Annotated in this window: 9 protein-coding genes and 2 pseudogenes; 4 read left to right on the top strand and 7 right to left on the bottom strand. The window is 40.8% G+C overall.

What is annotated here, in order from left to right:
• Positions 1-139, top strand: a pseudogene (locus ELS82_RS22425) (IS3 family transposase); the annotation flags it as partial.
• 3 nt (positions 140-142) lie between these two features.
• Here the strand turns inward: ELS82_RS22425 and ELS82_RS22420 are convergent.
• The 4 genes and pseudogenes from ELS82_RS22420 to ELS82_RS27940 all read right to left on the bottom strand — a co-directional run.
• A complete protein-coding gene (locus ELS82_RS22420) occupies positions 143-1072 on the bottom strand; it encodes an ABC-three component system protein (RefSeq protein WP_244230856.1) in 930 nt (309 codons plus the stop codon).
• A gap of 1 nt (position 1073) precedes the next feature.
• The gene (locus tag ELS82_RS22415) at positions 1074-2126 is read right to left on the bottom strand and encodes a ComEC/Rec2 family competence protein (protein WP_134837426.1); all 1053 of its coding nucleotides are present in this window, start codon (positions 2124-2126) and stop codon (positions 1074-1076) included.
• A 350-nt stretch (positions 2127-2476) separates the two neighbouring features.
• Positions 2477-3772: an McrC family protein gene (locus ELS82_RS22410; protein WP_134837425.1), complete on the bottom strand. Its 1296-nt coding sequence runs from the start codon at positions 3770-3772 to the stop codon at positions 2477-2479.
• Positions 3773-4031: 259 nt separating this feature from the next.
• A pseudogene (locus ELS82_RS27940) lies at positions 4032-5045 on the bottom strand (DUF8426 domain-containing protein); the annotation flags it as partial.
• Between the two features lie 1567 nt (positions 5046-6612).
• Here ELS82_RS27940 and ELS82_RS22400 point away from each other — a divergent pair.
• Entirely contained in the window at positions 6613-6870 is a 258-nt protein-coding gene (locus tag ELS82_RS22400; RefSeq protein ID WP_054577859.1) for a helix-turn-helix domain-containing protein, read from the top strand.
• A gap of 381 nt (positions 6871-7251) precedes the next feature.
• Here ELS82_RS22400 and ELS82_RS22395 read toward each other — a convergent pair whose 3' ends face one another.
• The 3 genes from ELS82_RS22395 to ELS82_RS22390 are packed head-to-tail and all read right to left on the bottom strand — an operon-like array spanning position 7252 to position 8360.
• A complete protein-coding gene (locus ELS82_RS22395) occupies positions 7252-8007 on the bottom strand; it encodes a hypothetical protein (protein ID WP_134837423.1) in 756 nt (251 codons plus the stop codon).
• 59 nt (positions 8008-8066) lie between these two features.
• Complete coding sequence (locus ELS82_RS26455) at positions 8067-8204, bottom strand: hypothetical protein (RefSeq protein WP_167369911.1); 138 nt, start codon at positions 8202-8204, stop codon at positions 8067-8069.
• Between the two features lie 9 nt (positions 8205-8213).
• A complete protein-coding gene (locus tag ELS82_RS22390) occupies positions 8214-8360 on the bottom strand; it encodes a hypothetical protein (RefSeq protein WP_049537239.1) in 147 nt (48 codons plus the stop codon).
• A gap of 468 nt (positions 8361-8828) precedes the next feature.
• Between ELS82_RS22390 and ELS82_RS22385 the strand changes: the two genes are divergently transcribed.
• On the top strand, positions 8829-9665 hold the full coding sequence (locus tag ELS82_RS22385; RefSeq protein ID WP_134837422.1) for a TnsA endonuclease N-terminal domain-containing protein: 837 nt from the start codon (positions 8829-8831) through the stop codon (positions 9663-9665).
• A complete protein-coding gene (locus ELS82_RS22380; protein ID WP_134837421.1) occupies positions 9662-10258 on the top strand; it encodes a hypothetical protein in 597 nt (198 codons plus the stop codon). Before ELS82_RS22385 ends, ELS82_RS22380 begins: the two co-directional genes overlap by 4 nt.
• Positions 10259-10364 lie beyond the last annotated feature (106 nt).

Here is a 10364-nt window from a genome sequence, read left to right as displayed (position 1 = left end):
AGCTTGGCAAAGTGTTGTTGGCTATATCATCAGATATTACAGCCAAATCAGGCCGCACCAGTATAATGGTGGCCTGACTCCGAATGAGTCAGAAAGGCTTTACTGGAAAACTTACAAAACTGTGGCCAATTTTAGTTGACCACTACACATCAGCACTTCCAGAGTTATCCATCAAGGCACTGATTACCAAAAACTCTAAATATGCTACCCACAATTGGCGATTCTCAAGCTCGTTGAGTTTTACTGGATTGACCAGAAGCTCTGAACTGTAGTCTGCCATGACTTTATACGGAGGGGGTAGCCCCCCGTCAATTAGTAGATTGGCAAACTCTTCCAAGGCTTCTTTAAGATTGAGAACGTTATTTTTATCAATCACATTGAACGCGAATATCAGATCTTTCACCCTAGAAAAGCATTCTAAATACGCTGGGATCATTGGTACACTTGAGTTAATTGTAATTAACTCTTCAAACCTTTTTAGACTGTGGCATTGAGCTCGACCATACTGTTGTTCAGCTGTAGAACCATCCATTCGAAATTCGATTCCAGTGAGCAATGGCATCTCATCTTGAACATGATACACGCCACCGCCTGACATTCCTTTGATCGTATTTGTTCCTGGAATCCCATCAAGAGATAACATCATAAGTTCATTTGCTACACTAATCTTATGCCCCGTATATTCTTTAATTGGATCCGATGAACTTCTCTCTGTTTCGGGGAAACCAACAAGAATTAGTGAGGCTCGATCAGTCAGCGCTGAAGCTGGAATGCATTTTTGTGCTAATCGTTCCTGGTAATCTACTTTCAAGATTGCAAGGTCATAACGATCTGATCTAGATTCTCTCCACTCTTGAGGAATAAGCTCAGATAGAACGTTGATTGAATTATTTTGATAATCATGAACTGCTATCTTGCCTTCTTCGTCAGTAATTATATTACCTTCTTTGTCGAGAATGACATGAGCGGCAGTTAGTACATAAGAATATTCCCGAGTCATTGCGTTGACTAGTACGCCACTACCACCATTCACCTTTACACTGTATGACCGAATGATTTCAGAAACTGTCATATTAAAGTTGGAACTCCCCATCTAACACTTCCAAACGAGAAGCATAATCTTTTACTTCATGCTCTAAGAGCAAAGGTCCAATCACACTACTGTAATTAAAACAAATCTGACCATCTGTTTCTTTAATAATCCTTGCAATGGTTCTTTTGTTAGGCAGACCATGCCTTAAGCCATTGGTCGAAATTACATAACGAGGTGACTGAAGTAAGGAAAGAAACTCCGAGCTAGTATTGTATTGGCTACCGTGGTGTGAAACTTTCACAAGGTCAAGGTGAAGCTTATTTGACTCGTTAAAGCCTAATTCTTTTAGGCTTTCGACTATGACATGGTCATGTGCGTCTCCAAGAAAAAGCATTTTCGTATTATCAACTTCCAACAAAAACGCTATTGAACTCCCATTGTAAACAGATGAGTCTTGCTCAAATTCGTCTTTAGTCCAGATCTCTTCTAGAGAAAGGCCGTAATCGTTATCGTGAGCAGCTGTAGCACCTGACTCAACTTCAGAAGGCCATTTATGCAATAACCGCTCTAACTGAACTCGCCCGGGAGACAAAACTTGCAACGTGAACGGACCCACAGTATGGACTTGTCCAGATAATACTAAAGGGGTTCGATTACATCCTATCTCACAAAGCAGTGTTTCTAGCTCTTTTCCCTGACGAACACTTGTTTCGGGAGAATCGTCAGTCAATAGAACATTATTCTCCGGAATCTCTGGAGCACCAAAATGTTGTGTAATCAAACGAGATGAGTTGAACCAGATAGACTTAACTAGGTCACATAAGTAACCAGGTGTTTCAAAAGCTTTTATCAAACCATGTATATGGTCGTCATCAATATGAGTCAGCACAGCAAGATCGATACTCTGCCCTTTGCTTTTAAGGTCATCTAGAGCTCGACAAAGAGCTCCGTCATAACGCTGCCTCGGTCCATGTCTAAACGTCGTTGATGTACCTCCGTCAATTAAAATATTAGTAGTGCCTGAAGCACTCTCATAACTGACTAGGATGCAATCTCCATGATTTGCCTCAAGAACTCTAACAGAAACACCCATAAATACCTCTTACGTTTAACAGCAATGTTGCTATTAACTTCATGGCGGATGAATATACCATAAAGCGCATAGACAGTGATTTGATATTTATCTCATAGGCGTTTGACTGATTAGGTTTGCAGCAAAAAGACTGCGATTAACCAATTGCTTCAAATAACTTTTGTGAGTTACTCGGTCTATAGTGTGCTAACTTAACTCCATTCCAAAAGTATCTAGCATGAGTTCGGGCATTTCTGAGCCAGAAAAGCCACATAACGGTTCTGGGCAGAAATTTGTCAGGGACTTTGCAAAATTAGCATCTAACGGATTACCTCAAGTACCTAAAACCTCTAGGCATAAAAATTCGCACTTCAGACTTGCTTATGAACATGAAAATGCTTAGTCCACTCTCCAGAAACCAATCTACGTGTTTCTAAGCAAAAAGGTACTGACCAAATAACCAACTCATCAGAAAAATAGAACGGTGGAAGTGCCGATTTAAACTGCTGATGCTTTGGATATATCAGCATCATATGACCTCGACCTTTTTGGTATTTATGACCATAAGCAAACAGCTGATATAGGTCAGCTTGAGAAATTCCATACTTCTCATTTGATTGATACGCAGATTGATCTATGAGCTTCCACTTAGTATCTAAAACCTGGTTACCCATTGATGTTATCAGCAACAAATCAGGCTTTAGTTGAAACAGATTCATTGACTGTTCCCTATTCTCTGGCGTATGCCGCAACAGGTATTGGGAGCTAGCCTGCGATTTAAGTAAGCAATCTTTAGGCAATTGCTTATGTAAAGAAGATTCCACATACTTTTCAAATAACTGTTCCATAGGGAACAATAATGAAATGCCGCGATGTATACCTTGCTGAAAATTTGGATTCAGTTTTTCCAATATCAGAGCACACCATGGACGTACGGTATCGTACGCTTGCATCAGCTTATTGCTCTTCCAGTTACGCATTTGATTTAGCGGGTCCAACAAGGAGGGAATATCTGCCATACGATGAGATAACTCGTTTGCTAACCGCCAATTTTCACTACTTCTACAGGCAGACAATACATGATCCAGAGCTGTTTTGAGCAAGCAGTTTTCTACACGTTCAGGTGAATAAATATCGTGACTGATATGAAAAAAGTGCTGCCTACCCGCAGCCTGTCGTTGCTGCTGAACAACTCGTAACTGTCCCCGAATAAACCGACCCTCTTCATCAGTTCGTTGATAATCAAAACGCAAGCCTCTGGTTACCAACTTTTGGAGCTCTGATAGAAATTGACTAAAGATCCATTCATGCAAAGGCTGACGCATCCGCATCAGTTTTGCGGCATCAGCTACTCTTGGTTTAATACCCATCGCAGCCATCAACATGTCTTGCAGTATGCGCCGCGCTGAATCAGAATTTTCGAGTCCTAACCCCGTCTTTGGCAATATCTCTATTGCCTCTCCTCCGGGACTCTGCAAAAAACCAACATAGCTGCCTAACTTCAAAGAGCGCTGACCATCAATTAAAGTTATTGGCTCTGAACCCTTCCATGAAGCTGTTAATTCCTGTAACCAATCTAATGTAGCTTCGGATACCACAGCGCAATCTAGTGAAGGAACCACTCGACTATCAGTTGTGAGACGAGCGTACTCGCGCACTTGAATCATTTGGCTATTCCCCTGCTACATTAAATATTCCCTTATAAGAATCCGGATTAGTAAACGCCTGTTGGTTAATTCTATATCTGCGATCGATAACTTCGTCTGCAATAGCATTAGTAAATAAGTGACTCAATGGCTGCCCAACTGCTTCCGTTTGAATAAACTGCGCATCTGGAGCCTTACCAGGATCATTTAAAACCCAACCTATGCGTTCCCAGTCCGCAAAAAAGTATTCCTGGAGTAGTGGTATAACGCGTTTAGCAAAGATATCTGCCAATAACATTTCTTTTTCATCTTCAGAATCCACACCTTTGAGCGACCAAAAGTAGGCGTGTCCGAGCATATGGTCACGATCTAAAAGAACCTCTATACGTTGATTCAGTAAATCTAACAATTTACCTATATCTACTCCATGTACTGATATTCCAGATAGAAGGGTTGGTTCCGGCATTAATTCTGCGAACTCAAACCTCCGACGCAATGCCAAATCTAGTTGTACCAGCGATTTATCCGCAGTATTCATTGTCCCCACAACATAAAGATTGCTAGGTACATCGAAAGGTTCTTTTGAATATGGAAGAATAACTGAACGCGCATCTGAACCATCTTTGCGTTTGTCAGGCTCTAGAAGAGTAATCAATTCTCCAAAGATACGCGAAATGTTTCCACGGTTAATCTCGTCAATGATTAACACATAGTTTTGGGCCGTTGATGGAGAAACTTCAGGGTTCAAAGAAACCGGCAATTCTATCTGTTGTTTTTCAAGTTCTGCCACCAACGAGTTCCAGTTTATGCGATTGAGTGGATACACTGTTTGTTGCACCATTCTCGTATCATTGTTGAGTGGCAAGATATTGAGCTCTATGTTTTTAAGCAACCAATTTACTTTACGAGTATGGGCATACCCTTTGTTGTACTCCGCTTCATCAAAATAATAATCTGATTCAACAACCCCGATAGCCTGAACAGTTTCAGCGTTTTTAAGGCATAGCAATACATCTCCCACCTTCATTTCATGTGAAAATGCACTGATGGCGGTGCGATTTCGGGAAGACAGATCTTTGTCCCAATATTCCTGCTGCTCGTGTGTCCTATCATCCCACTCCAGAGATAGATCTCCGGTATCATTCCAACCAATGCGAGCCTCTCCAGCTTCAATATACTTATCACGCATCTCTTTTTCATTTGTACGACCAATGGAGATCTTCCAAATATCAGGGGATTCCGAAAGTCCAATATCTTGGTGCGTTGACACAGCTTTAACGGCTCGCTCACACATTCGCTTAAACACACCATCTTCAACTTTGTATTCTAGTGTCTTGGTCTCTTTAGATGTTTTGGCTCTGATGCCCTCAACAAAATCTTCATAAGAAAAACTCTGATGAAATGTTGTAAGCGCGATGCGTCCATCAGAACATAGCTTTTCATAGCGAGCTTTAATTAAGTCACGCTCCTGGGCTTCGTCCAAGTCCTGATTTTGTAGCTCTTCAAACCAATTGGGATCCGCTAATGATACTGAAAGATGTGTTGTCGAGTAGGTCTTTCCTGTTCCTGGTGGGCCATAAAGTATCTGGTTTAAAGGTTGTCCATAACCTAGTTTCTCATCATCTTTCATATTTTTATCATCCATAGATACAGTGGAAGCTTTAGGGGATTGTTTCGATATATGAAAACGGTCTTTACGCTCTGGATCTTTTGTAATACGCAATGTTACCGGAGCTGTATAGTCAGCGAAACGCAGGTTGAATCTGGCTTTGATACGTCCAAATTTGCTTAAAACACAAGTGCGTCGTTCCTCTCCATCCGGCCAGCATAGAGTAAATTGGGATTCACTAATCCCCTCTTCATTGGCAATATATTCTGGAGGAAAGAAACCATTGTGGTCCCTCACGACTATATAGCCGTTTCTGATTGCACCATCAGTTAACTCAACAAAATAACTGTTAGACTTATCTTGAAATGTACTCTTCTGAAATTCAATCCAATCTCGAAGGCCTGAGCGAGTACTGCCACTGTTCTGATCGCCCACACTCTTATACTTCCCGCCAGGGCCATAGTCTGACCAAATTTTCTCTAGCTCACCTAGATCATTAATACTGAACACATCTTCACCGTAGTGCCCAGATACAGTATTGACACCTGATACGTATGCATTCGCCGTATTTTCTGTTCGCCGCTTGTTATTAAGCAGAAAATTTCTGAATTCTTTTTTTCTTTGTTCTACTGTCATCACGCCTACCAAAAGTTTTTGTTCAAACTTTTCATCACCGAGAAAGGGCCTCTGAAAGACCTATTAGTCACGGGACTCTGCTAGATTTCAAACACTTGAAATCGACTGGTATGTTAAAGCCTATGTTTAGAATTAAGAGTCAATGTAACTCTTTTTAATATCGAACTTCATGTACTTAATCATATTCGTATTTTCAACATGTTATGATAAATAGTCTACGAGAGCAGTGATCTGTTTAGCTACTTTATGTCTGGATATGAGATTAAATGAAAAAACCTTGAGTATTAAGGTTACTTTGTAGAGTGATTACAATCTGAGCAACATAGATAGACGAAAAAAATTAAGTCAAATTATTAACTTTGACATCAGGGTCAATCTCATCTTGGCTCGCTTTGGAGCCAGTCTGAGCTAACCATATCAGCGAGTTCGAAGATAGAGATTTCTGAGTTTCAAATTGCGAACTGTCTTGTGTGACATTTAGACAAAAGGAGTCACCAGAACTGCTAACTTTACATGATGGTAAAAAGGAAGTTCTATTGAACGATGTTAGCCATATAGCTAACACTTGCTTTAAAAGACGAAAACTTAACTATATGGCTAACATTTAGGGTCAAAAATGAGTACACGCTACGAAATCGGCAAGCAGGTAAAAGAGAGCAGAAAAGCAAAACTATTAACTCAAGTGCAACTTTCAAAAATCACTAGCATTAACAAAACAACGATATCAGAAATCGAAAACGGTCGATTCACCGGGTCATATGACATTTTTGAACGAATACTTGATTCGTTAGATTTACAGTTTTCTGTAATACCTAAAACCCACACCCTCCCAGATTGGGATGAAATTGAAAACATATTTAAAGAGGATGAATGATGGGAATCTCCGAGTGAAGTGCCCCTTGGTCGGGCTACCATCATTTCGAAGCAATAGTTATTCAAGACGAACTAGACACCCTAAGCACTCACCGAAACCTGCACTTAACAAAGAAAAAAGCCGAACGATACAACACGAAGTTATATGGTTCGGCTTTACCCACCCCTATCCCTAGTAAACCTTGAACCGTTTCAGTTACTTGCCTCAGCGTTTTCACCTAGTCAGAGACAGATTACAAGGTTATCCGAATACCTGTACACGACCCCCAGCTCTTTAGCAGAGGTGGTGCTCTATAACGAAAGGTATCAGTCTTTGAGTTGGCATCCAACTCTGATTTGAGGATTAAGCCCCTCTATGGCAGCTTGGGTTGTCGGTATGATGTTAAAACGGCAATAAGTCACTTTGCAAGCCGAGCTTCATTATCTTTTGATAAAATGCAAACTTCATTGGTATTACATGCTTAGGAGCAAACATTCTTGAGTCCATATGATCAACGTTTTGACCATTGCGCTTCGCCCAATCTACGATGTTATTTGAACTAAGTATGATTTTGCATTCATTTTCAAAATTATCGATTAACTCACTCGTGTCAGAGCATTCAATCACTTTCCATAGATACCAATGAGCCTCTTCGTTATCCGAATGCACAATACCTTGGAGATCGTAAATAGACGGCTCAAAGTAAGCCTGTTTTACGTCAGCGTGCTTATCCCATTGAATCAGTCCAGCACGATATTGATGTAATAGTTTATAGCAACCGTCGTTTTCTATTACCACTAGCCTCAATACACTCAACCCTTTTTTGTATTCTCGAGATGGATCTACACGGATTTGGTGTTTAAAAATAATATCGCCAGATAACTTAACGTAGTTCACCACTAAGTTTTCACCATCTGGTAGGTACTTATAATAAAGATGCTCCAATTGCCTCTTCAAAAAATGGCCATAATTATTGATGAAGTAACGCATTTGCCGCTCCGTAGCCAAAGCGTGACCATTTAGCCACCTAGACGCCAGAGAGCTAGAAGAGCCTTTTAAGCCGGCTTTCTTTTCAATATCTTTGTTGGTGTACCCACCTTCACGCTTAGCAATTTTCAGTAACTGCCTAGTATATTTATATTTTTTCTCGTTGTTCATAGCCAACAGCCCCTTCCTTAGTAAGATAGCCGATGGTAATTTAACCATCGGCTATTTACTTAGTCATCCCCTAAGTAATCATCATTGTTAGGGTTGTGAGCGTCCGCCCAATCGTCCATATCAGCATCATTATTTGGATTGTTAATATCAGACCAAAGATCTAGCTCATCCTGTGACATGTCAGATGGTTCCATCATATCAACCCCCTACTTCTTGCCTTGATAACGTGAATTGTTAGGATTCATTTGGTTAGCCCGATTGTCCTGTGCTTTTTGGTAAGTCGAGTTATGTCCGGACGTACCTTTATTCGCATTTGATTGATCAGCTTTATGGTTGTTCTGTTTGTTACTCATCGTTCTATCTCCTTTGTTTGATGAACGAAGATATTGTATGAAAGAAGATTTCGTAACGACGATGATAAGACTGTGATTCTCAGGTGATATCGAGTGATTACCAGTGATTATGGAGTTTATAGGGACGACAAAGAAAGAAAAATTGCTCCTACAATCTTTATAAAACCGTATGGATTGCAACTCTACCTCTGTTTTATGGACTAATAATCTTCAATATTCGTCTGTTTCTGCCTATTTTTTCAAACTTATTGATAGTCAACGCCTATCAATAATAATATATCAATAATTAACACCTACTAATAAACATCGCATAATTCTTTGAAATATCTAGATTGCTTAAAAAGTGGCAAAATCACTTTATTAGCATTTTAATATATTTTTGCAATAATATCATTAACTTACCAGCCTTTAGCTTCGCCATTAATTAGACTATTGTGGTGTTATAGAACTATCAACACAGAGTCTTTTATGCAAAACAAAATCGTTAAACAGCCGCGAGTATCTAATGAAATAATCCTTTCGCTTAATCGGTGGAAACGAGATTTAGAAAAAGCTAAACACCATGTGCCTTTCATAACAGTCCGCCATGTCAACAAAGTAGGTCGCCGTCATTGGATTTATTGCCCTCGCCAAGGAAGGGATGTACACCTTCTTTCCGACGGTGAACTTGGCGCATACAAAATTTTATTGTGGCAACCTGAGACCATTCGCGTCGAAGAGCAGTATGCGTTAGATATTGATGAATCCTTGGATATCGCAATCTCAGGCAACATTGTTCACCCCCGCGATTGGAAAACGAATTTTGCTCACATAATGACCACGGATTTTGTGCGAACAAAACGAACGCAATCCGGGGCTAGGCAGCGCGTCGCGTACACGTTTAAGTACTGGAACCAGCTTTACGAACGATGTACAGATGGGAACATTAAGCAAATAAATCCGCGAACGTGGCAAAAATTCGCGATTGAACGAGAGTATTGGCGTCGACGAGGTGTCGAATACCGTATCATCACAGAACGCGACACTACAAAGGCTCGCATATGGAACATCAACAGTTTTGAATTGGCCCATAACCTGAACCCGGCTCAGTCCGAGTTAATTGAGTTTGGAGAGAGCTTCGTTGAACAGTGGATGGGAGCACCTAATGACGAGCTGCAAGATCACCTCCAGGACGTTGCGTCAAAACTTGGATTGAGCTTCAAGCGTAGTCAATCGTTATTTAAGTATTGTGGATTGCACCACTTGTTACCCCTCAATACTACCCGCTACCTGAGACTTTTCCTTCCTCTGGAGCTAACTCTATGATTTATCAGGGCATGCGCATATATTCGGAGGATGCTGTAACCAATTTGTTGGTCTGCCATGCAAACCTCCACTTTAAAAAAGCTGCTATTGCTGATGTTAATCAGTTCCATAGTCGCGACAACATCTCCAAGCCCGTGGTGATGCGTTTCGACCAAATCACACAGCTCATTAGTAAACAAGGAATGAAGACTCAGCCTTATAGTTATCCAGCTGAGATGAGCTTTTCTGACGACGAGTTGACCCGTCAGAAACGAAGCAAATGGTTGTCAAAGCGCGATGCCAAGTTTAACCGAATTTACCCCATCTCTAGTGAGTCGTACATCAATCAATACCTGTATGGTGATGGCTTAGCGGAAGAAGTTATCAAGCTTATGAAGGAACAGCTTGAGGCAGCCCCTGATAGCGGATGGAGATCCCGAGGAGCATATTACAACGCACTTAACCGTTACATTGTATTTGGCAGCACTCCCAATGCATTGCTGCCCTTTGGACTAAAGCAATGCGGCTCTAACTATTTACATATCGAAGAGCCCGGTGAGGACAACGTGAAGAGAAGTGGCTCCCGATTTTCGGACATGACTTTAAGTGATTGATCTGTTTTGATAGTACCTAAAAATACTGGAACAGATTATGACTAGAAAACGTAGAAACCACTCACCCGAATTTAAAGCTAAGGTGGCGCTTGATGCTGCTAGAGGT

It is taken from the genome of Vibrio ouci (genome assembly GCF_004551525.1).
Classification (GTDB): Bacteria; Pseudomonadota; Gammaproteobacteria; order Enterobacterales; family Vibrionaceae; genus Vibrio; species Vibrio ouci.
The sequence above is the reverse complement of the archived record's forward strand: the minus strand, read 5'-3'. Positions and strand labels throughout refer to the sequence as shown.

Coding starts and splice junctions, on each gene's coding strand:
- ELS82_RS22420 (WP_244230856.1), bottom strand. CDS start 1,072: ATGACAGTTTCTGAAATCATTCGGTCATACAGTGTAAAGGTGAATGGT.
- ELS82_RS22415 (WP_134837426.1), bottom strand. CDS start 2,126: ATGGGTGTTTCTGTTAGAGTTCTTGAGGCAAATCATGGAGATTGCATC.
- ELS82_RS22410 (WP_134837425.1), bottom strand. CDS start 3,772: ATGATTCAAGTGCGCGAGTACGCTCGTCTCACAACTGATAGTCGAGTG.
- ELS82_RS22400 (WP_054577859.1), top strand. CDS start 6,613: ATGAGTACACGCTACGAAATCGGCAAGCAGGTAAAAGAGAGCAGAAAA.
- ELS82_RS22395 (WP_134837423.1), bottom strand. CDS start 8,007: ATGAACAACGAGAAAAAATATAAATATACTAGGCAGTTACTGAAAATT.
- ELS82_RS26455 (WP_167369911.1), bottom strand. CDS start 8,204: ATGATGGAACCATCTGACATGTCACAGGATGAGCTAGATCTTTGGTCT.
- ELS82_RS22390 (WP_049537239.1), bottom strand. CDS start 8,360: ATGAGTAACAAACAGAACAACCATAAAGCTGATCAATCAAATGCGAAT.
- ELS82_RS22385 (WP_134837422.1), top strand. CDS start 8,829: ATGCAAAACAAAATCGTTAAACAGCCGCGAGTATCTAATGAAATAATC.
- ELS82_RS22380 (WP_134837421.1), top strand. CDS start 9,662: ATGATTTATCAGGGCATGCGCATATATTCGGAGGATGCTGTAACCAAT.